Below are 21,660 nucleotides of genomic sequence, written 5' to 3'. Positions count from 1 at the left end.
GGCCTAGCCGCTACTGCCCGACCCGCCCCGGCTGCAGCACCTTCGTGAACAGCACGCCGCCGCCCTCCTGCCGGAGCCGCACCGTCAACTCCCCGCTGCCGCCGTCGATCTCGACCTCGCCGAAGTACGGCGGCACCTCGGCCGGTGAGACGTTCGCGCGCGTCGGCGCCTTGACGAAGGGCTGCTCCGGGCCGAACGTGCCGTCCAGCTTCAGCGCCGGGAACCCGCCCGCCGCCAGCGGTCCCGAGACGAACTCCCAGAACGGCGCGAAGTCCTTGAACGCCGCCCGCTCCGGGGCGTAGTGCTGCGCCGAGGTGTAGTGCACGTCCGCCGTCAGCCACACGGTGCCGGTGATCCGGCGGTGCTTGATGTGCCGGAGCAACTCCGCGATCTGCAGCTCACGGCCGAGCGGCGCACCCGGGTCACCCTGCGCGACGGCCTCGAAGTTCTCCTTGCCGTCGGGTACGACGAGCCCCAGCGGCATGTCGGAGGCGATCACCTTCCACACGGCCCGCGACCGCGACAACTCCCGCTTCAGCCAGTCGAGTTGCTCGGCGCCGAGAATCCCGACCGGGTCCTCGACCTGCCGGCCGGGCGAGTTGGCGTTGCGGTACGTCCGCATGTCGAGCACGAACACGTCGAGCAGCGGGCCCTGCCGTACGACCCGGTACATCCGGCCCTCCCGGTCGCCGGACGCGAGCGACGACACCGGGAAGTACTCGCCGAAGGCCCGCAGCGAACGCGCCGCGAGCACGTCGACGTCCTTCTCCGTGTACCGCCCGTCGTCCAGGATCTGGCCCGGGTACCAGTTGTTGCGCACCTCGTGGTCGTCCCACTGCACGATCGACGGCACCTGCGCGTTGAAGCGGCGGAGGTTCTCGTCGAGCAGGTTGTAGCGGAAGTTGCCGCGGAACTCCGCGAGGGTCTCGGCGACCTTGGCCTTCTCCTCCGTCGTGACGTTCCGCCACACGCGGCCGTCCGGCAGCGTGACGCTCGACTGGATCGGGCCGTCGGCGTAGACGGTGTCGCCGCTGCACAGGAAGAAGTCCGGGTCCAGGCGGCGCATCTCCTCGAACACGCGGTAGCCGCCGCGCTCCGGGTTGATGCCCCAGCCCTGCCCCGCGATGTCGCCGGACCACAGGAACCGGACCCCGTCGGACCGCCGCGCGGACGCGGTACGGAACGTGCCGGTGACGGCCTCGCCGGTGCGGCGCGGGTCGTCCGGGTCGGCCAGGCACACCCGGTAGTGCACCTGCTCGCCGGGCGGCAGTCCGCGCAGCCGCGTCGTCCCGGTGAAGTCGGTGCCGGGGCCGAGGAGCGGGCCGTGCCAGCGGGTGGGGTTGCGGAACGACTCGGTGGCGGAGGTCTCCACGATCATCCGGGCGGGCCGGTCCGAGCGCACCCAGACGAGCCCGGAGTGCGCGCCGATGTCACCGGCCTGCACGCCCCAGGCCGCGCGCGGCCGCCCGGACAGCGAGAGCGCCGGTGCGGCCCCGCTGAGCGCGGGCAGCGCCAGCGCGGCCGAAGCGGCGACCGAACCACGGAGTACGGCACGACGGCCGGGGGAGTTGCTCGGCAGACCTTGCGACATCGATGCGCCTCCTGTGACGGCTACGACGATCCAGGTACGGGACGGCCGACGCCCGCCCCAGGTGCCCGCACGCTACTAGGTCGGGCGCCGCAAGGCTGCGGTCATGGGTGAAGGGAGGCTGAACCGAGGGTCACAAGATCGTGCCGCGCGGTGCCCGCGCACGGGTGTGTGCGCCCCGTGGATGGTCGTCGCGGGCGCGCGCGTTCCGGCGTGCCAGACAGTGCGTGAGGATCGCCGCGACCAGGACGCCCGTGCCCGCGGAGGCCCAGGCGACCAGCGCGAGCCGGGCCGTCGTGGGCCCGGCCGCGCTGTCGAGGCGCATCACCACGACCAGACCCAGCGCGCCCAGCAGCCCGAGCACGGGCGCCTGCACGAGCCGGAACGGGACGCGATGGGGCGAATCGGGTGCCACTGACCGCGGTGCGGAGTCTGACGATCTATGTACGGAGGAGCCTGACGATCTACGGATGGAGGAGTCTGGCGATCTAAGGGCAGAACGGACAAGGGTGTGGATATCGATGCGGCGCATGACGTGCTTGCGCCCGGCTCAGGCGGCGCGGTGCTGCTCGCCGCGCACGGCGGCGGCCCACTCGACGACGAGCCGGTCATAGGCCACCCGCTCATCGGCGGACAGCCGTCCGCGGGCGCGCGCCCAGAGCGCACGGATGTCCGCGTTCACCGACGCGGCGGAGCGCGGCGCTCGACGGTACGAGGAGAAACTGGCCATGTCCGCCAGAGTACGGAACACCCGTGTCAGTCCGGCGTAAGTGGGAGCCGCCGGGGTGAAGGCCTCAACTCGGGCACGCTTGCAGTGAGTTGATGCTCTCGACGGCCCATCCGGGCTTGCCCGTACTGCCTTCGGGTGAGCCGACTCACAACTCCCGCCGCCCCGTGATCTTCCGCCCGGCGCCCGCCGCCGCGACGCCGCTCGCCGCGTCATGGCGGGCCTGTCGGCGGGTGCCGCCGGGTGCGTCCCGGCGGCCGGCCGGTCAGCGGCTCGTGTCGAGGATCACTCGGGCCACCGCGGCCGGGTCGTCGCTCATAGGCACGTGCCCGCAGCCGGGCAGGCGGACGAGCCGCGCCTGCGGCATCGCGTGCTTCGCGCGCACTCCCTGGCGGCGCAGCAGCAGCCGGTCCTTCGTGCCCCACGCCACAGTGACCGGCAGGCCCTGCACATCGTCCCGGAAGGCCACGTCGAGGCCCGCGGCCAGCGTCTGCTCGAAGCCCGACGCGTCCCGCAGCGCCAGCGTCTCCGCGACGACCGCCTCCGGTGAACGGCGCCACGGGCGGGCGTAGATGGTGCTCGTCAGCGCCCAACGCCCCGCCGCCGTACGGGAGAGCCGCTCGATCGCGGGCAGCGGAAGCAGCCGTGCTCCCTGTCGCATGCCGAGCAGCACACCGAAGGCGTACCGCCGCTCCGCCTCGCTCCAGAAGCCTGCGGGGGCGAGCGCGGTCACCGAGCGCACCAGCTTCTCGCGCCCCAACTCCAGGGCGAGCAGCCCGCCGAGCGAGTTGCCCGCGACATGCGGGGTGCCCACCCCGAGCTCCTCGCAGAGCCCGCGCAGCGCGGCGACGACGGTCGACAGGTCGTACGCGGCGCCGTCGGGCAGCGCGGGCGAGGCTCCGAAGCCCGGCAGGTCCACGGCGATCACGTCCCGCTCGGCCGCCAGGATCTCGAACACCGGGTCCCAGGCCTGCAGATGGTGCCCGATGCCGTGCAGCAGAAGCAGCGGCTCGCCCGCGCCCGCGCGCCGGTACGCGACGGTCACGGGGCGTGGTCCGTGCGCGGTGTCGATGGGGAAGGACGTGAAGGACACAGGGGCCGTCATGCTGCTCCTCGTCAGGGCGCCGGTGGGTCATAGACAGCTTGTCAGCAAGAATTACCCCTGGGTAGCCCCCAGTTCAGGACCGGAGGCCCGCCGTCCGTCGTCCGGCGGTGTGTGCGCCGCGCCACGACGGGCGGAAGTGCCTGGACAGCGGCCCTCGCGCGGCCTTGGATGGGGTGCGTGGCCACCGATACCGCGACCGCCCTCTTCGAAGAACACCGCCCGGTCCTCACGGGCGTCGCCTACCGCATGCTCGGCCGCGTCGCCGACGCCGAGGACGTGGTCCAGGACGCCTGGCTCCGCTGGTCCGCGGCCGAGCACGACGAGATCCGCGAACCCCGCGCCTACCTCGTACGGATCACCACCCGGCTCGCCATCGACCGGCTGCGCCACGTCCAGTCACGGCGCGAGGCGTACGTCGGGCCGTGGCTGCCCGAGCCGCTCGCCACGGACTTCGGCGCGACCGTGCCGGACACCGCCGAGCAGGCCGTGCTCGCCGAGTCGGTCTCCCTGGCGGTCCTGGTGGTCCTGGAGTCGCTGTCGCCGCTCGAACGCGCGGTGTTCGTGCTCCGCGAGGCCTTCGGCTTCCCGTTCTCGCAGATCGCCACGGCCCTGGAACGCTCCGAGGCCGCCGTACGCCAACTCGCGGGCCGCGCGCGGAAACACGTCGAGGAGCGCAAACCGCGCTTCGACGTCGACCCGGCCGAGCGCCGCGACCTCACCGAGCGCTTCCTCGACGCCGCGGCCGAGGGCGACCTGGACGGACTGATGAGGCTGCTCGCGCCCGACGCCCGGCTCGTCGGCGACAGCGGCGGCAAGTCCAAGGCGCCGCTGCGGGTCCTGGAGAGCGCCGAGCACGTCGGCCGCTTCATGGCGAGTGTCGTCCCGCAGGGCGTGCCGAACCCCGAGATCCGCGTGCTCGAACTCAACGGCGGCCCGGCCCTGTTGATCCTCTCCGACGGCAAGCCCGACAGCGTCCTCCAGGTCGATGTCGTCGACGGCCGCATCCAGTCCGTCTACATCGTGCGCAACCCGGACAAACTTATCTCGCTCGCGGACTGAGTCCCCACGGCCCCTCCGGAGCCCTCGCCCCTGCCGGGCGGGGGCTCCGTGCCGTTTCCCGATCCGTTCGCCGGATTGCGGGCGCGTGTACCGCCGCGAACAGCGCATGAACACTCAGCGGAATCAAGCGAGTTCTTTCTGTAACAGCCTGAGGATTGGTCTTGACCAAGGGTGGGGGCGCGCTTATCGTCGCGTAGATAGTGCAGGAACCTTTAATAAACAAAGGCGCGTAATGAGCCGCCGGGCCACGGCGAATGCGGAGGACAGGGTGGGGACCACGCAGCTGCAAACGGTGCCGGAGCCGAAGTACTGGCACCTCAAGACCGTGCTCGCCGAGGCGCTCGACTCCGAGTTCGCCGTCGGCGAGATCCTGCCGAACGAACGAGAGCTCGCGGCCCGCTTCGGCGTGGCCCGCGCCACCCTGCGTCAGGCGCTCGAGCAGCTGGAACTCGAAGGCCGGCTCCAGCGCCGCCGCGGCGTCGGCACCACCGTCGCCCCGCCCCGTATGGGCGTCTCCGTCGGCTCCGCGCAGCAGGGCAGGCCCGGCGAGAGCGGGGACGACTGGGAGGCGGCCGACAGCACCCCGGCCGCTCCGCCCGCCGCCGTCGCCCGCCTCCTCGGCACCGAGGCCGGCGAAACCGTGCACATCGTCCGCCGCTCCCGCGTGACCGGCGGGCAGCCCGTCGCCACCGAGCTGCTCTACGTCCCCGCCGCATCGGTGCCCGCGCTCGCCGTGGACGACGCCCCGGCGGGCCCCGCGGGCGCGCACGCCGTCCTGCGCGAGCTGCGGAACCTCGGCTTCGACGACGAGGACCAGGCGGTCGAGCTGGGCTCGGCCCGCGCGGACGAGGCCAAGCAGCTGGACCGGCTGCCGGGCGCTCCGGTCCTGGTCGTCACGACGCGCTACTTCGCCCAGGGGCGGACGGCGGCGGTCGCGGTGGCCACGTATCGGGCGGACACCTGCCGCCTCACGTTCTGAGGGACGTTCCGGGTACGGCCCTTGTGTACGACCGGTGGGCGTGACCTGTGCGGTACGGCCCGTACGTATGACGTGTTGTGCGTACGGCCCGCACGTATGACGTGTTGTGCGTACGGCCCGCACGCATGACCTGCGCGTACGACGCAAGCCGTCGCTACGCGCGGCGGGCCGTGACCGTGCCCTCCACCGCGAACAGCTCCTCCTCGACGTGGTCGAGGGCCAGGCGCAGGGCGCCCGTGGCGATCGCGGCCTCGCCGAGTGTGGAGAGCGTGACGCGCGGCGGGCGCAGACAGTAGCGGGCCAACTCGCGGCGCAGCGGCTCCAGTACGCCGTCCAGGCCGGCCGCCCAGCCGCCGATCACCACGACCTCCGGATCGAGGGCGAGCACCAGCGCCGCCACATCGTGCACCAGACGCCGGATGAAGCGTTCCACAGCGGCCGCGGCCTGTTCGTCGCCCCGCTTGGCGTGCGCGAAGACCTCGGTGACGGCCTGCTCGTCCAGGGGGTGCAGCGGCTCGCCCGTCGTGGACAGCAGAGACTCCGGCGTGACCTCGCGGCCGAGCAGATGCAGCGCGCCGATCTCGCCCGCAGCGCCGCCGAAGCCGCGGTGCAGCCGTCCGCCGATCAGCGAACCCGCGCCCGGGCTCAGGCCCGCGAGCACGAACACCAAGTCGTCCGAGTCCGTCGCCGTGCCCTTCCAATGCTCGCCCACCGCCGCCGTGTTGGCGTCGTTCTCGACCAGGACCGGGCACTTGAAGGAGCGCCGCAGCCGGTCGCCGAGCGCGAGGCCGGTCCAGCCGGGCAGGGCGGTGCAGAGCCCCACCGTGCCGTCGGCCTGCACGATGCCGGGGCTGGCCGCGCCCACGGCGCGCAGCGACTCCCGGGCGATCCCGGCCTCGGCGAGCAGGTCCGTGACGGTGAGCCGGAGCCGCTCCAGGCGTTCGTCGGCGCGGGCCTTCTCGTCGACCTCCCGCTCGGCGGTGCCGAGTACCTGCCCGTCCAGGTCGGAGAGGACGGCGGCGACCCGGTGCGCGCCGATCTCCAGGCCCAGCAGATGGCCGGCCTCGGCGCGGAAGCGGAACCGGCGTGCGGGCCGCCCCTGCCGTCGGGCGACGCCCTCCTCGGCGGCGACCTCGACGACGAGGCCCGCGCCCATCAGGCCCTCGACGACGCCCTCGACCGTGGGCCGGGAGAGGCCGGTGACCCCGGTGATCTCCGTGAGCGTCGCGAACTCCACGCCGCGCAGGGCGTGCAGCACCACCGCGGAGTTGATCCGCCGCAGCAGCGAGGGATCCCCGCCGGTCAGCCGCCCCACCGTCGTCCTCCCTGGTCGCGAGCGTGTTCGCCGGATCGTACTCGCCGGGGCGGCCTGCGGCGAGGGCGAGCCCCTGAGCTCTCCCCTCCCCGCCCCTTCCCGAAAGTCCTGCGGACAGCTTCGGTGGGCTGCGCCCCGGGCCCTCACTGCGACGCCCGTCTTTCGGCTGCGGCTCCGTCGTGGCTTGTCGCGCCCCGCAGCGGAGCCGCAAGTGTCACGGTCCCGCGCCCCTTTGGGGCGCCCGCCTTCGGCCCAACGTCCAGCAAGTCCAGCCCGTCCGGCCGTTGTCAGTGGTCGCCGGTTTACTGGAGGCATGAGTCCGGCCCGGCATCTGCACGCCATAGACCAGCTGTGTGCCCGCGCGCTGCCCACGGAGCGCGCGTTCCACGTCGAGGAGTTGCAGCGCACGGACTTCGACGCGACGGACCCGGGGGAGTACGAAGACAGATGCGAGCAGTACGCGGCGGAGCTGGCGGCCCTGCACGAGCCGCTGGGGGAGAAGTGGGTGGCCCACGGCCCGTTCGGGCTGCAAGGGGTGCTGCTGCGCGGGGGAGAGGGGGAGGACATACCCGAGCCGTGGCACGGCCTGAGCTGGTCGGCGAGCAGCGCCGATCTGTGGCACACCGGCGACCGCTGGCTGGCCCTGGCCGTCACCGACCGGGAGCGGCCCAGGCTGCTGCGCTTACTCGCGGTGGCCACGGACGTCGACCCACCGTGAGCCGTGAGCCGTGAGCCGTGAGCCGTGAGTCGTCAGCCGTGAAGCCGAGACCCGGGGGCAGGGCCTCCCGGTCCGCGGACACGCCGGAGTTGAACGGCCGTGCCACCATGGCCTCTTGAGGATCATGGACGGCGAAGCCCATGGACGGCCGAAGGAGCCCGGATGACTGAGCACAGCGGACAGGTCGCGCACAACGCCCGCGTCTGGAACTACTGGCTCGGCGGCAAGGACCACTACACCGTCGACAAGGAGGTCGGCGACCAGGTCACCTCGATGTACCCGAGCATCGGCCAAGTCGCCCGCGCCGACCGGGAGTTCCTTGGCCGCGCCGTCCGGTACCTCGCGGGCGAGGCCGGCATCCGCCAGTTCCTCGACATCGGTACGGGGCTGCCCACCGCGGACAACACCCACGAGGTCGCCCAGCGCATCGCCCCCGACTCCCGCATCGTCTACGTCGACAACGACCCCACGGTCCTCGCCCACGCCCGCGCCCTGCTGACCAGCACACCGGAGGGCGCCACGAGCTATGTCGACGCGGACGCGCACGACCCGGACGCCATCCTGCGCGCCGCCGCCGAGACCCTCGACCTCGACCGCCCGGTCGCGGTGATACTGCTCGGCATCCTCAACTTCGTCCTGGACACCGAGCAGGCCACGGAGATCGTGCGCCGCCTTGTGGACGCGGTGCCGTCCGGCAGCTATCTGGTGGTCACCCACCCCACCCTGGAGCTGGGCGGCTCCGGCAACGCGGAGGCGATGGCGTTCTGGAACGAGAACGCCAAGCCGCCGATCCGCGCCCGTTCCGGCCAGGAGATCGCCGCGTTCTTCGACGGCCTCGAACTGCTCCCGCCGGGCCTGGTCTCCTGCTCCCGCTGGCGCGCCGAGCCGGGCACGGAGCCTCAGCAGGTCGCGCAGTACGGGGCGATGGGGCGTAAGCCTTGATCTGAAAGGTGCCGTAGTCATGGGGCGCCGCCTGGGGCTGAGCCCCAGACCCCCTTTTGGTCTGCGGCCTCGTCCTCAATCGCCGGAAAGGCTGGATCTGAGCCTGCCGTACTCCTCGGCCATAGCACCCACCGTCCAACGCGCGTTCAGCCCACTGGGGTTGGGCAGCACCCACACCCCGCTGCCGCCGACCGTCCGCTCCTGCGGGCCGATCTGCGCGGAGCGCTCGCCGAACGCCGCGCGGTACGCGGTGATCCCGACGACCGCCAGCCACTCGGGCCGCAGCCGGGCCACCTTCTCCTCCAGGAGCCGCCCGCCCTGCACGTACTCCTCCGGGGACAGCTCGTCGGCGCGGGCGGTCGCGCGGGCCACGACGTTCGTGATGCCGAGCCCGTACGAGAGCAACTCCCGCTGCTCGTAGGGGCGGAGCAGCCGCGGGGTGAAGCCGGACAGGTGGAGGACCGGCCAGAAGCGGTTGCCGGGGCGGGCGAAGTGGTGGCCCGTCACCGCCGTCATCAGGGACGGGTTGATGCCGCAGAACAGCACACGCAGTCCGCCCGCCCGTCTCCCACCGCCGCCCTCAACCGAGGCGCTACGCGCCACCCCCATATCTGCGACCACATCGGGAACGATGCGGTCGCGGGCGGCTTCGAGTTCGTCCCGGCCTGGGAGCGTCAGAGGATCGCTCCCGGCGTGTACCCGGCGGCCTCCGGGTGCTGCTTCACGATCTCCTCGACGCGGGCCACGACCTGCGTCACCTGGTCTGCGGCCGCGCCCGTGAAGGACAGCTTGTCCGCCATCAGCTCGTCGAGCTGCGCACGGTCGAGCGGGATCCGGGAGTCGGCGGCCAGCTTGTCGAGCAGCTCGTTGCGCTCGGCGCCCTGCTCGCGCATCGCGAGGGCGGAGGCGACCGCGTTCTCCTTGATCGCCTCGTGCGCCTCCTCGCGGCCGACGCCCGCGCGCACCGACGCCATGAGCACCTTGGTGGTGGCGAGGAACGGCAGGTAACGGTCCAGCTCACGGGCGACGACGGCGGGGAAGGCGCCGAACTCGTCGAGCACCGTCAGGAACGTCTCCAGGAGGCCGTCGAGCGCGAAGAACGCGTCCGGCAGCGCGACCCGGCGCACCACGGAGCAGGACACGTCGCCCTCGTTCCACTGGTCGCCCGCCAGCTCGCCGGTCATCGACGCGTAGCCGCGCAGGATCACCATGAGGCCGTTGACGCGCTCGCAGGAGCGGGTGTTCATCTTGTGCGGCATCGCCGACGAGCCGACCTGGCCCGCCTTGAAGCCCTCGGTGACCAGCTCGTGCCCGGCCATCAGACGGATCGTCTTCGCGAGCGAGGAGGGCGCGGCGGCCAGCTGGACGAGCGAGGTGACGACCTCGTAGTCGAGTGAGCGCGGGTAGACCTGGCCGACCGAGGTGAAGGCCTGCGCGAAGCCCAGGTGCCCGGCGATCCGCTGCTCCAGGTCGGCCAGCTTCTCGGCGTCGCCGCCGAGCAGGTCCAGCATGTCCTGCGCGGTGCCGACGGGGCCCTTGATGCCGCGCAGCGGGTAGCGGTTCAGCAGCTCCTCGATGCGGCCGTACGCGACGAGCAGCTCGTCCGTGGCCGTCGCGAAGCGCTTGCCGAGGGTGGTGGCCTGGGCGGCGACGTTGTGCGAGCGGCCGGCCATGACCAGCTCGCCGTACTCACCGGCGAGCTTGCCGAGGCGGGCCAGGACGGCGACCGTGCGGTCCCGCATCAGCTCAAGGGAGAGCCGGACCTGCAGCTGCTCGACGTTCTCCGTCAGGTCGCGGGACGTCATGCCCTTGTGGACCTGCTCGTGCCCGGCGAGGGCGTTGAACTCCTCGATGCGGGCCTTCACATCGTGCCGCGTGACCTTCTCGCGCTCGGCGATCGAGGCCAGGTCGACCTGGTCGAGGACGCGCTCGTAGTCGTCGAGGGCGGTCTGCGGCACCTCGATCCCGAGGTCCTTCTGGGTGCGAAGGACGGCCAGCCACAGCTGGCGCTCCAGTTTCACCTTCTGCTCGGGGGACCACAGGGCGGCGAGCTCGACGGAGGCGTAGCGGCCGGCCAGGACGTTGGGGATGCGGGGCTTTGCAGTCACAGTCGGCCAGTTTACTGACACTTTCGGACAGGCCGACGCCCCGGTCCCCTTCGTCGGAACCTACGAGAGCCCCAGGGCGCGCTGGGAGGGCTCACTCCCGCCAGATCGGCCCCTCCACGTACGGGAACGAGGCCTGCCACTGCTCGTCCGCGGCCGGGTGGTCGGGTTCGAGGCGCAGCCGGCGGACGCGCTCGACGGGCAGTATCCCGGCCAGCCGCGCCGGGTCGAGCTGGCCCTTGACGTGCAGATGGGCGCGGCCGCCGAGGTCGGCGAGGGCGCGTGCCTCGTGCAGGTCGGAGACGGGGAAGTAGAGCCCGCCGTGCTCGTCGAGGTGGGCGATGACCTCCTGCGCGTAGCGGGCCGTGTCGTACCGCGGCCAGGCGTTCGCGAGCTGCACGCGGATGTCCATGCGCTCGCGCTCGCGCAGGCCCGCGAGGTAGTCGATGGCCATGTCGTCGGCGACCGAGGACGCGGTGATCGCGAGGATGTACGCCCGGTCGTCTGAGACCGTGCGCGGGTCCGGCAGCATCTCCAGGACGATCGGGCCGATCCAGCCGAGCGCGCGGGCCCCGGCCGGGCTGGCCGGGTTCACCATCTGCTGGGTGGCCCGCTGCACCAACTGCCGTACCTCCGGGTCGATTTCGCTCACGTTCTCCAGACAGGCCGCTGCGAGCAGCTTGCTGTGCCGGGCGTGCGCGGTGCGCAGTCCGGGACGGCGGGAGACCATGCCGCGCAGCAGTTCCGCGACCTCGTTCGGCCGGGACAGGGAGACCGCCATACGGACCACGTCCTCCCACTCGGTGAGATGGGAGTGGTTGAGCAGCAGCCCGAAGTCGTGCTGCTGCACCATCGCGTCGGCGGCGAGATAGTCCTGGAACGTGCGGTGGATGAAGTCCACGGACCCCGCGGTGGGTTCGCGCAGGAGGCCGGTGCGGTTGAGCAGGTGGCGGTAGATCGTCTCGGCGTCGCCCTGCCTGGCCGCGGCCGGTACGGCGGGCAGATGGCGCCGCAGGATGTCGACGGCGATGTCCCGCTCCATCTCCGACTTGCCGTTGATCAGCATCCAGTGCGCGAGCTTCTGCAGCAGCTGGATCTTCGGCTGCCGGCTGAGCGCGATGCCGTCGTCCGGTACGACGCGCTGGCGGTCCCGCAGTTCGAGCAGCATCGACATGGCCGCGTCGTACAACTCCCTGCGGCCGCTGGGGAGATAGCCGCGCAGATGCCGGTGCAGGGCGCAGAGGAGTCCGCACATCAGCGGGTTGGTGGCGAGGCGGCCCAGGTCGCGGGTGAGGCGCAGGGCGTCGATCAGCGTCTGCTCGTACCGCGCGAGGACCGCCGGGTCGGCGCCGGGTTCCTGGCGGGCGGCGGCGTGCCAGCGCTCGACGAACGCGGCGACCTCGTCCCGGCTCATCGGGGCCAGCTGGACCTCGCCGAACTCCTCGGCGGCCAGCCAGTCCTCGGGTACGGCGGAGGGGCGGGTGGTGACCAGCCAGACGTTGCCCGGGTAGAGCGCCGTCCAGTCGCGCAGGGTGTGGCGGAGGCGTTCGCGGGCGGGCTCGGGCGCCTCGTCCACCCCGTCGATGAGCAGGAGCCCGCGGCCCTGCCGCAGCACCCGGTCCGCCCAGCCGGGCGGCTGCGCGTCGGAGCCCGGGTAGCCGTTCACGGCGAGGAACTCGCCCGGCACAGGCGGGTTCTCGCGGCTGAAGCGGCGTACCGGAAGGACGAACGGCACCCGGTCGCGCAGGCCCGCCAGCTGCTGCGGCAGCTCGCCCTTGGCGGTGGCGACGGCGAGCCACTGCAGCAGTGTCGTCTTCCCGGAACCGGCCACTCCGCGCACCAGGATCCGGCTGCGCCCGGCCAGCGCGCGCGACACCGGCACCGGCGTGGCCGAGCCCTGCGGCCCGCCGCCGGGTTCGCAGCGCAGCCCGAGGTACGTGGTGTCGAGCGGCCAGGAGTCGGGGGCGCTGGCGAGGTCTATGCCGAAGATCGTCAGGCGGTTGTGGAGGATCGCGGTGTCCCGTGCGAAGCGCTCCTCGAACGCGGCGTCGGCGGCCCCCTGCGAGGGCACGCGCGCCTCCAACCGCTCGTACCGCTTGCAGAGTTCGGCGAGGAAGCCGCTGTGCTCGACGAGGGTGCGGGGTACGAAGGCCGACCGGGTGGTGAAGAACTCCAGGATGTGCCGGGCGGTGACCTCCAGGAGCAGGGCGTGCAGGAGCGCGCCCTCCTCGGACAGCTCGCGGGTGGCGTCCGGGGCGAGTGAGCCGAGGTGCTGCGCGAACCCGTCGGCCTGCAGCGCCACCGCCTGGACGTCGCTCATCCCGACCTCGCCGAGCGCGTCGAGGGTGCGGGCGAGCGCGTCGGCGACGACCTGGTCCTCGTCCGGCCGCACGGGCCTCTCACCGGGCCCGCCCACCGCCTGCCGTACGAGCTTCGCGCCCAGGGCGTGCAGTTCGCGCTCCCGTACGGTGCGGGGCTCGCCGTGTAAGCCGACGAGCCGGCGGACCGGCACGGCGCTCTTCTCGACGAGTCCGGCGCCGGGGCCGGGCGTGACGAAGAGCCGCTTCACGAGGGCGGTGACGAACGGCTGGGTGAGACGGCTGAGGACGAGTGCGGGATCCACCTGCGTACCCCCGACAACTGGTGTTCCGGTGAAGGCTGTTGGGTGGCAGACGGTAGAAGGCACCGGAGAGTTCCCGCCACCCCGTATCGGCACAAACCCTTCGCATGTCGGGGGAGGGGTGGTGCGGGGCGCGGGTGTGGGGGCGTGGGTCGCCCCGGTCCGTACGGAGGCTCAGGCCGTACGGAAGCTCAGGCCGTACGGAGGCTCAGGCCGTACGGAAGCTCAGGCCGTACGGAGGCTCAGGCCTCCACGCGGCGCCAGCCCGTCACCGGAACCGGCGTGCCGTCCTCGGCGGGGCCGATCCAGAAGGCCTTGCCCTCGGCCGGGTCGAACTGGGCCCCGTTGCGGCCGTCGCCCGAGGACCGGCCGGTCAGGCGTCGGCCGATCCAGGGCCCCAGGTGCTCCCGCGCGAACCGGGCGTCGGCGACGCGGCGCTGCGCCCAGCGCGGGTCGACGGCGGCGGGCAGCGGGGCGCGCCAGTCCTCCTCGGCCGCGTACCCGAGGGTCTGCCACACCGCCTCCGCGACCCGGCGGTGCCCCTCGGCGGTGAGGTGCAGCCGGTCCACGTCCCACAGCCGCTGGTCGCCGAGCACGGACGCGCCGTACAGGTCGACGACGAGGGCGCCGTGCCGCTCGGCGAGGCCGTCGATGTGCGCGAACAGCTCCTCCATCCGCGGCCGGAACCGTTCGAGCACCGGGCCCTGGCGGCCGGGGCTGCGCATCAGCACGAGCTGCTTGCAGGCGGGCGCCAGCTTCTCCACGGCCTCGTCGAGCAGCGCCCGTACGCGGCCCATGTCGCACTTGGGGCGCAGGGTGTCGTTGAGCCCGCCGACCAGTGTCACGACGTCGGGTCGCAGGGCGGCCGCGGCGTCGGCCTGATCGGCGGCGATCTGCCCGATGAGCTTGCCGCGCACGGCGAGGTTGGCGTACCGGAATCCGGGCTGTACGGCCGCCATCCGCGCGGCGAGCAGATCGGCCCAGCCGCGGTAGGAGCCGTCGGGGAGGCGGTCGGACATGCCCTCGGTGAAGGAGTCGCCTATCGCGACGAGACTGGTGTAGGTGGCATTCATCTGCATGGCGTCAGCGATGGTAGCCGGGGGGTTCGGGGGCTGCGCCCCCGTACCCCCGCAGGATGTTCTTCGGCTGCCGCCGTACCCCCGCAGGTTGGTTCTTCGGCTGCCGCGCCGTCGTGGCTGGTCGCGCCCCGCGGCGGAGCCGCAGATGTCACAGCCCCGCGCCCCTATCGGGGCACGCCCCCAGGGCTGTCCGCAGGACGTTCGGGAAGGGGCGGGAAGGGGGGAACCCGCCCCCTGACCACCTCGATCCGGTGTCCCGTGAACGCGGCCCGCAGGCGGCGGTCGTGGGAGACGACCACCAGCGTGCCGGGGTAGGTCGCGAGGGCCTGGTCCAGGTCTTCCGCCAGGGCGGGGGAGAGGTGGTTGGTGGGTTCGTCGAGGAGGAGCAGGTCGGCGGGGCGGGTGACCAGGCGGGCCAGGGCCAGGCGGCGCCGCTGGCCGACCGAGAGTCCGCGTACGGGAACCACGAGGTCTGCCTCGCGGAAGAGGCCGAGGGCGAGAAGCCGGTCCGCGTGGTCCTCGGGCAGGCCGGGCAGGCCCGCGGCGAAGGCGGCCAGCAGAGTAGGACCCGAGGCGCCCGAGCCGTCGTCGTACGGGACCTCCTGCGGCAAGTGGCCGACGCGGACCGGGCGTTGGACCTCGCCGCGGTCCGGGGTGACCGCACCCGCGAGGACGCCGAGCAGCGTGGACTTGCCCGCGCCGTTGGGCCCCGTGACCAGGAGCCGCGTGCCCGGCGCGAGGCGGAGGCGCTCGACGGCCAGGCGTTCACCCACCGCCACGTCCGTCAGCTCCACGGGCAGCAGGAACGGATGGTCCCCGCCCTCCGGCTCGGCCGTGAACCGCAGCGGGTCCGGTGGCCGCGGCACCGGCTCGGCCCGCAGCCGCCGCAGCCGCTCCCGGGCGTTGCGCACCACCCCGGACACCTGGCCCTCCACCGACCGCTGGTGCTTGGAGAACTTCGCGAACGTGCTGCTGTCCCGCATCCGCCAGCCCGAGCCGAGCCGGTCGGCGGCGCCCTCGGCGATCTTCTCCTGGCGCTCCACCTCGTCCCGCCACTCGCGGTGGCGCTGCTCCCAGCGCTGCCGGGCCGCCGTGCGCTGCGCGAGATAGCCGTACCAGCCGCCGCCGTACCGATCGACGCTGTGCCGGTCGCCGTCGACCTCGACGATCGCGTCCGCGACCCGGTCGAGGAAGACCCGGTCGTGGGTGACGGCGACGACCGTGCCGCGGTGGGTGCGCAGCCGTTCCTCCAGCCAGTCGAGGGCGGCCGCGTCCAGGTGGTTCGTCGGCTCGTCGAGGAGCAGCAGTTCGGGCGCGGCCGCGAGCACGCAGGCGAGCGCGAGCCGCGCGGCCTCCCCGCCGGACAGCGAGCCGAGCGTCCGCCCACGCCCGAGATGCGGTACGCCGAGGCCGTGCAGGGCCGCGTCCAGGCGGGCGTCGGCCCGGTAGCCGTCGCGGGCCTCGAAGGCGGCGACCAGGTCGGCGTACGCGGAGAGTTCGGCGGGACCGGCCGAGCCGAGGGACTCCTCGGCGAGCCGGATGCGCCGCTCCAGGTCCCGCAGCTCGGCGAGCGCGTCCTCCACGGCGTCCTGCACTGTGGCGTGCGGCGGCAGTTCGAGGGTCTGCGCGAGATACCCCGTCCCGCCGTCCGACACCACCCGCAGCTCGCCCTCGGCGGGTACGGCACGCCCCGCGAGGAGCCGCAGCAGCGTCGACTTGCCGGAGCCGTTCTCCCCGATCACGCCGACGTGCTCACCGGGCCGCACGGACAGCGAGACCCGCTCCAGGACCGGCCGCTCGGGGTAGCCGAACGACACGTCCCGCAGGACCAGTTGACTCACCAGCACCCCTCTCGCACAGGCCCCCGCGCTCAGACGGGCTGGCCGAACAGCTCCCGCAGGACGTCCTCCATGGTCACCAGGCCCGCGAGCCGCCCGTCCTCGCCGAGGACCGCCGCCACATGGGTGCGGCTGCGGCGCATGGCGGTCAGCACGTCGTCGAGCGGCGTGGCCTCCCGTACGCGGGCGATCGGGCGCATGTCCCTGACCTGGAACGGCAGGTCGCGCGGCGAGGCGTCGAGGGCGTCCTTGACGTGCAGATAGCCCACGATGCGGCGCCCCTGGTCCACCACGGGGAAGCGGGAGAACCCGGAGCGGGCCGACAGCAGCTCCAGCTGCTCGGGGGTGACGCCGATCTCCGCGTACACCACCTGCTCAAGCGGCAGCACCACGTCACGGACCGGGCGGCGGCCCAGTTCGAGGGCGTCGTGCAGGCGCTCCTGCGCACGGTCGTCGATCAGGCCCGCGTCCCCGGAGTCCTTGACGAGCCGGGCCAGCTGGTCGTCCGAGAACGTGGCCTCCACCTCGTCCTTGGGCTCCACCCTGAGCAGCTTGAGCAGGGCGTTCGCGAAGGCGTTGATCGTGAAGATCACCGGGCGCAGGGCCCGCGTCACCGCCACGAGCGGCGGGCCGAGGAGCAGCGCGCTGCGCACGGGTTCGGCGAGCGCGATGTTCTTCGGGATCATCTCGCCGAGCAGCATGTGCAGATACGTGGCCACGGCGAGGGCGATCACGAACGACGCCGGGTGGATCAGGCCGTGCGGCACGCCCACCGCGTCGAAGACCGGCTCCAGGAGGTGGGCGATCGCGGGCTCGGCGACGATGCCGAGCACCAGGGTGCACAGCGTGATGCCGAGCTGGGCCGCGGCCATCAGGGCGGAGACGTGCTGCAGGCCCCACATGACGCTGCGGGCCCGCCGGTCGCCCGCCTCGGCGTGCGGCTCGATCTGGCTGCGCCGGACCGAGATCAGGGCGAACTCGGCGCCGACGAAGAAGGCGTTGACCACGAGCGTGGCCAGGCCGATCAGTAGCTGGATCGCGGTCATCGCGCACCCTCCCCGGTCCCGGGCGTGCTGGTCGGGGCGGTGGACGCGGCGGTGCGTCCGGGCAGGTCGAGCGGTGCGTGCAGGAGCAGCCGTGCGGCGCGGTGGCCGGTGGCGTCGATCACGTCGAGGCGCCAGCCGTCGACCTCGACCACGTCCCCGGCCGCGGGAATCCGGCCGAGCTCGGTGGCGACCAGACCCGCCAGCGTCTCGTACGGGCCGTCCGGCGTGCGCAGGCCGATCTTCGCGAGCTGGTCGGTGCGGGCGGCGCCGTCGGCGTCGTACAGCCTGCGGCCGTTCTCGTCGGTGCCCGCGGGGGCCAGGTCGGACGTCTCGTGCGGATCATGCTCGTCGCGGACCTCGCCGACGACCTCCTCGACGATGTCCTCCAGGGTGGCGACGCCGGCCGTGCCGCCGTACTCGTCGATGACGACGGCCATCGTGCGCTTGCCGGAGATGCGGTCCAGGAGGCGGTCCACGGTGAGCGTCTCGGGGACGAGCAGCGGCTCGCGGAGCAGCTCGGCGACGGGGAAGCGGGGCCTGCGCTCGGCGGGTATGGCGAGCACGTCCTTGATGTGCGCCACGCCGACGACGGAGTCGAGGTTGCCGCGGTAGACGGGGAAGCGGGACAGGCCGGTGGCGCGGGTCGCGGTGGCCACGTCCTCGGCGGTGGCCTGGATGTCCAGGGCCATCACCTGCACGCGCGGCGTCATCACGTTCTCCGCGGTGAGGTCCGCCAGGTTGAGCGTACGGACGAACAGCTCGGCCGTGTCCGCCTCCAGGGCGCCCTCCTTCGCGGAGTGCCGGGCGAGGGCGACCAGCTCCTGCGGGCCGCGCGCGGACGCCAGCTCCTCGGCGGGCTCCAGGCCGATCCGGCGCACGGAGCGGTTCGCGGTGTTGTTGAGGTGCGTGATCAGCGGCTTGAACGCGGCGCTGAACCAGCGCTGCGCGGTGGCCACGCGCTTGGCCACGGCGAGCGGCGAGGAGATCGCCCAGTTCTTCGGGACGAGCTCGCCGACGACCATCAGGACGATCGTGGAGAGCACGGTGCCCAGGGTCAGGGCGACGCCGTCGGCGGTGCTCTTCGACAGGCCGAGGTCGTTGAGCGGCCCGGAGAGCAGCTTGCCGATCGACGGCTTGGCGAGCATGCCGATGACCAGGCCGGTCACGGTGATGCCGAGCTGGGCGCCGGACAGCTGGAAGGTGAGGCTGCGGACGGCCTTGAGGGCGCTGTCCGCACCGCGCTCACCGTCGGCGACGGCACGCTCGAGGCTGCTGCGCTCGACGGTGGTGAGGGAGAACTCGGCGGCGACGAACACACCGCAGGCCAGGGTGAGCAGCAGGGCCACGCCGAGCAGGAGCAGTTCGGTCATCGGGTCACCTCCGTCCCATGATCGGGCAGGGGAGGGAGGGCCGCGCGATGTCGGTCCGATGTGCTTCTGGTCGTGGAGACGCTACTGGGAGGCTCGCCCATGGACGGACGCTCACACCTTTCGTTCGGGTACGGCCGCTCGGCTCGGAACGAGCGGGAGCGGAGCTACCAGAGTAAAGGACCAGCAAAGGGAAGTGGCCGGGACGAGCTCTGGGCCGGGCTCTGGGCCGAGCTCCGGACCAGCTCCGGGACCAGCTCTGGGTCCAGCTCTGGGCCGGGCTCCGGGGGCAGCTCTGGGCCGGGCTCCGGACCAGCTCCGGGACCAGCTCGGGCCGGGCTCCGGGCCGAGCTCCGGGTCCAGCTCCGGACCAGCTCTGGGTAGAGCTCCGGGTCCAGTTCCCGGGCCGAGCTCTCCGGCCGAGTTCCGGTCCAGTTCCCGGGCCGAGTTCTGGGTAGAGCTCCGGGTCCAGCTCTCGGGCCGAGCTCTGGGTAGAGCTCCGGGTCCAGCTCTCGGGCCGAGTTCCGGTCCAGTTCCCGGACCAGCTCTGGGCAGAGCTCACCGGGCAGAGCTCCCGGACCGAGCTCCGGACCGATCTCCGGGTCCAGTTCCCGGTCCGGCTCCGGGGAGGTGTTCAGGCCCGCTCGGCCAGCGGCTTCACCCAGCGCCGCCAGTGGTCCTCGCGCCGATACCCGGCCGCCGACCAGGCCTGCTGCGCCCGCTCGTTGGCCTCCAGGACCATGGCGTCCCCGCGCCGGCCGCCGAGCGCCGCGAACCGCTCCTCGGCCGTGTCGAGCAGCGCCGACGCGATGCCCCGCCTGCGGTGCGAGGGAAGGACGGCCAGCCGGTACAGGCTGCAGCGCCACCCGTCGTAGCCCGCGATCACGGAGCCGACGAGCAGCCCGTCGGCCTCGGCGAGGAGCAGGGCGCCGGGGTCGCGCGCGATGAGCCCGGTCACCCCGGCCTCGTCGTCGCTGACGCTGGTCCCCTCGGCGGCCTCCTTCCAGAAGGCGAGCACGTCGGTGGCGTCGGCGGGTTCGGCAGTACGGATGGTCAGGGCGCTCATGATCGCCAGCGAAGCATGGCGCCCGCGAGAGCCGCGAGGGGATTTCACGGGCCGAGACGCCAGGACACGGGCGGGTCCGGAGGCCCGGCCACGGGCGGGTCCGGAGGCCCGGCCACGGGCGGGTCCGGAGGGCCGGACACCGGTTCGTATCATGTCCACTCCAACGAACGGGGAGGCGTACGCGGATGGAACAGCTGGCTCCTGACGAGCCCAGGGAGATAGCCGGTTACCGGCTGCAAGGGCGCCTCGGCCAGGGCGGCATGGGCGTGGTCTATCTGTCGCACACGCGCGGCGGCCAGCCCGTCGCCCTGAAGGTGGTGCGCCGCGAGTACGCCCAGGACCCGCTGTTCAAGGAGCGGTTCAGCCAGGAGGTGGCCGCCGCACGCCGCGTACAGGGCCCGTACACCGCGCCCGTCCTGGACAGCCGCACCGAGGACGGCGAACTCTGGCTCGCCACCGCCTACGTCCCCGGGCCGCCGCTCTCCGAGGCCGTGAGCCGGCACGGGGCCCTTCCGCTGCGCACGGTCCTGCAGTTGGCGGGTGGTGTGGCCGAGGCGCTGCAGACCATCCACGGCGCGGGCATCGTGCACCGCGACCTCAAGCCGTCCAACGTGCTGCTCGGCGCGGACGGCCCGCGCGTCATCGACTTCGGCATCGCCCGCGCCGCCGACACCGCGGCCCTCACGGGCACCAACGTCGCGCTCGGGACGCCCGCCTACATGGCGCCGGAGCAGGCCACCGGCGGCGACATCAGCCCGGCCCTCGACGTGTTCGCGCTCGGCCTGGTGCTGCACTACGCGGTCACCGGTACGCACGCCTACGGCGAGGGGCCCTCGCAGGCGATCCTGCACCGCATCGTCGCCAACGAGCCGCAACTGGACGGCTGCCCGCAGGAGTTGCGCGGTCTCCTGGAGAGCTGTCTGAGCCGCGACCCGGCGGCCCGGCCGTCCCCGGCGGAGATCGTCGACCACTGCCACGCCGTCGCGGGCGCCGCCGGGCTCGACCGCTCGGAGGGCTGGTGGCTGCCGCCGAACCTGGCGCAGGCCGTGCAGCAGCAGGAGCACACCCTGCGGATCGCCGCGTCGGCCCCGCAACAGGCTCCGCAACAGGCCCCGCAACAGGCCCCGCAGGCGGCGATGCAGCAGCCCCCTCAGGCGGCCCCCGTCGCGCACCTGCCGACGCAGCCGCCGACGCAGCCGCCCCGGCCGCCCGCCTTCGCGCCGAGTACGCCCCCGCCGCCCCAGCACGCCGCCCCCGTACCGGATCAGCAGCTCCAGGCGCAGACCGCGCCGGGGTCGACGCCGCGCCGCCGGAAGACCGGGCTGATCGTGGCGGCCGCCGCCGTCGCCGTGGTGGCCGTCGGCGTGGGCTCGGTCTTCGGGTACAAGGCGCTCACCGAGGACGACACGCCCCCCTCGAACGAGGCGAACGGCCAGGGCACGCAACAGCCCGGCCAGAACACCGGACAGCCCACCGGCGACGGGAACGCCGACTCCGGTGCCGGGGACGGCAGTTCGGGCGGTGAGCAGCCCGCGCCGGGCGGCGCCAGGACCGAGGCGGGCTGGCGGCTGACCGTGCAGGACAAGACGGTCACGATCGCCGGTCCGAAGCCGGAGAAGGCCACCAACGTCTCCAAGTGCGACACCCTGCACGTCGACATCGACAACGACTTCCGGGTGACCCGCCCCGGCAACATCGACGCCGCCGACTACCTCGGCGCCCTCGCGTACCACGCCTGCGCCGAACCCGAGGAGGAAGAGGGCCTGCAGGCCACCGACGGCAGCATCATGAACACCGTCACCGCCGAGTTCCCCACCCCGAGCGCCTGCCTCAAGGCCGCCCGGGACAGCTCCCTGCCCAACCCGGTCCCGCTGGACAAGCTGCGCGACGACTCGGTCCTGAAGAAGGGCGTCGGCCTCTGCGTGGAGACCGCCGACAAGGCGGTGGCCCACCTGTGGATCCGCAAGGTCAACCGGGACACGCCCGACAGCCTGCCCACGTATCTGACGACGGCCACGCTCTGGGAGCCCGAGAAGTAACTCCCTTACGGACCAGGCCCTGTCTTCAAACTCCCGCCTGCCCCGAGACGCCCGGCACGCTCCCCCA

General features: G+C 73.0%; 18 protein-coding genes. 5 read left to right on the top strand and 13 right to left on the bottom strand.

Annotated elements, in window-relative coordinates:
- Positions 1–10: 10 nt before the first annotated feature.
- The 4 genes from RCO28_RS28900 to RCO28_RS28885 all read right to left on the bottom strand — a co-directional run bounded on the left by RCO28_RS28900 (position 11) and on the right by RCO28_RS28885 (position 3,420).
- Positions 11–1,591 carry an alkaline phosphatase D family protein gene (locus RCO28_RS28900; RefSeq protein WP_308944231.1) on the bottom strand — a complete coding sequence of 527 codons (1,581 nt, stop codon included), beginning with the start codon at positions 1,589–1,591 and terminating at the stop codon, positions 11–13.
- A gap of 130 nt (positions 1,592–1,721) precedes the next feature.
- Positions 1,722–1,964 carry a hypothetical protein gene (locus tag RCO28_RS28895; protein ID WP_308944230.1) on the bottom strand — a complete coding sequence of 81 codons (243 nt, stop codon included), beginning with the start codon at positions 1,962–1,964 and terminating at the stop codon, positions 1,722–1,724.
- Positions 1,965–2,138: 174 nt separating this feature from the next.
- Positions 2,139–2,318: a hypothetical protein gene (locus RCO28_RS28890; RefSeq protein WP_282534235.1), complete on the bottom strand. Its 180-nt coding sequence runs from the start codon at positions 2,316–2,318 to the stop codon at positions 2,139–2,141.
- Between the two features lie 262 nt (positions 2,319–2,580).
- Positions 2,581–3,420, bottom strand: a complete 840-nt coding sequence (locus RCO28_RS28885) for an alpha/beta fold hydrolase (RefSeq protein ID WP_308944229.1) — start codon at positions 3,418–3,420, stop codon at positions 2,581–2,583.
- 177 nt (positions 3,421–3,597) lie between these two features.
- Here RCO28_RS28885 and RCO28_RS28880 point away from each other — a divergent pair, with 177 nt between their 5' ends.
- A complete protein-coding gene (locus RCO28_RS28880) occupies positions 3,598–4,479 on the top strand; it encodes an RNA polymerase sigma-70 factor (protein ID WP_308944228.1) in 882 nt (293 codons plus the stop codon).
- A gap of 268 nt (positions 4,480–4,747) precedes the next feature.
- Positions 4,748–5,458, top strand: coding sequence for a GntR family transcriptional regulator (locus RCO28_RS28875; protein WP_308944227.1), 711 nt, complete (start codon positions 4,748–4,750; stop codon positions 5,456–5,458).
- A gap of 154 nt (positions 5,459–5,612) precedes the next feature.
- On the opposite strand, the gene RCO28_RS28870 is transcribed toward RCO28_RS28875, so the two are convergent.
- Positions 5,613–6,773 carry an ROK family protein gene (locus RCO28_RS28870; protein WP_308944226.1) on the bottom strand — a complete coding sequence of 387 codons (1,161 nt, stop codon included), beginning with the start codon at positions 6,771–6,773 and terminating at the stop codon, positions 5,613–5,615.
- Between the two features lie 313 nt (positions 6,774–7,086).
- Between RCO28_RS28870 and RCO28_RS28865 the strand changes: the two genes are divergently transcribed.
- The gene (locus RCO28_RS28865) at positions 7,087–7,491 is read left to right on the top strand and encodes a hypothetical protein (protein ID WP_308944225.1); all 405 of its coding nucleotides are present in this window, start codon (positions 7,087–7,089) and stop codon (positions 7,489–7,491) included.
- 162 nt (positions 7,492–7,653) lie between these two features.
- Entirely contained in the window at positions 7,654–8,433 is a 780-nt protein-coding gene (locus RCO28_RS28860) for an SAM-dependent methyltransferase (protein WP_308944224.1), read from the top strand.
- A gap of 75 nt (positions 8,434–8,508) precedes the next feature.
- Here the strand turns inward: RCO28_RS28860 and mug are convergent, their stop codons facing one another.
- The 8 genes from mug to RCO28_RS28820 all read right to left on the bottom strand — a co-directional run bounded on the left by mug (position 8,509) and on the right by RCO28_RS28820 (position 19,554).
- Positions 8,509–9,042, bottom strand: coding sequence for a G/U mismatch-specific DNA glycosylase (gene mug, locus RCO28_RS28855; RefSeq protein ID WP_308944336.1), 534 nt, complete (start codon positions 9,040–9,042; stop codon positions 8,509–8,511).
- 65 nt (positions 9,043–9,107) lie between these two features.
- Positions 9,108–10,541: an adenylosuccinate lyase gene (purB, locus tag RCO28_RS28850; protein ID WP_308944223.1), complete on the bottom strand. Its 1,434-nt coding sequence runs from the start codon at positions 10,539–10,541 to the stop codon at positions 9,108–9,110.
- A gap of 91 nt (positions 10,542–10,632) precedes the next feature.
- Positions 10,633–13,161, bottom strand: a complete 2,529-nt coding sequence (locus RCO28_RS28845; protein WP_308944222.1) for an NACHT domain-containing protein — start codon at positions 13,159–13,161, stop codon at positions 10,633–10,635.
- A 239-nt stretch (positions 13,162–13,400) separates the two neighbouring features.
- Entirely contained in the window at positions 13,401–14,237 is an 837-nt protein-coding gene (locus RCO28_RS28840; RefSeq protein WP_308944221.1) for an SGNH/GDSL hydrolase family protein, read from the bottom strand.
- A gap of 164 nt (positions 14,238–14,401) precedes the next feature.
- On the bottom strand, positions 14,402–16,084 hold the full coding sequence (gene abc-f / locus RCO28_RS28835) for a ribosomal protection-like ABC-F family protein (RefSeq protein ID WP_374991271.1): 1,683 nt from the start codon (positions 16,082–16,084) through the stop codon (positions 14,402–14,404).
- 23 nt (positions 16,085–16,107) lie between these two features.
- Entirely contained in the window at positions 16,108–17,121 is a 1,014-nt protein-coding gene (locus tag RCO28_RS28830) for a hemolysin family protein (RefSeq protein ID WP_308944219.1), read from the bottom strand.
- The gene (locus tag RCO28_RS28825; protein ID WP_308944218.1) at positions 17,118–18,491 is read right to left on the bottom strand and encodes a hemolysin family protein; all 1,374 of its coding nucleotides are present in this window, start codon (positions 18,489–18,491) and stop codon (positions 17,118–17,120) included. Before RCO28_RS28825 ends, RCO28_RS28830 begins: the two co-directional genes overlap by 4 nt.
- 631 nt (positions 18,492–19,122) lie before the next feature.
- Positions 19,123–19,554 carry a GNAT family N-acetyltransferase gene (locus RCO28_RS28820; protein ID WP_308944217.1) on the bottom strand — a complete coding sequence of 144 codons (432 nt, stop codon included), beginning with the start codon at positions 19,552–19,554 and terminating at the stop codon, positions 19,123–19,125.
- A 185-nt stretch (positions 19,555–19,739) separates the two neighbouring features.
- Between RCO28_RS28820 and RCO28_RS28815 the strand changes: the two genes are divergently transcribed.
- Entirely contained in the window at positions 19,740–21,593 is a 1,854-nt protein-coding gene (locus RCO28_RS28815; RefSeq protein ID WP_308944216.1) for a serine/threonine-protein kinase, read from the top strand.
- The last annotated feature ends 67 nt before the right edge of the window (positions 21,594–21,660 follow it).

The organism is Streptomyces sp. LHD-70 (assembly GCF_031157275.1).
Taxonomy (GTDB): Bacteria; Actinomycetota; Actinomycetes; order Streptomycetales; family Streptomycetaceae; genus Streptomyces.
Note: the sequence above shows the minus strand (reverse complement) of the source record. Positions and strands in the feature narration are given on the sequence as shown.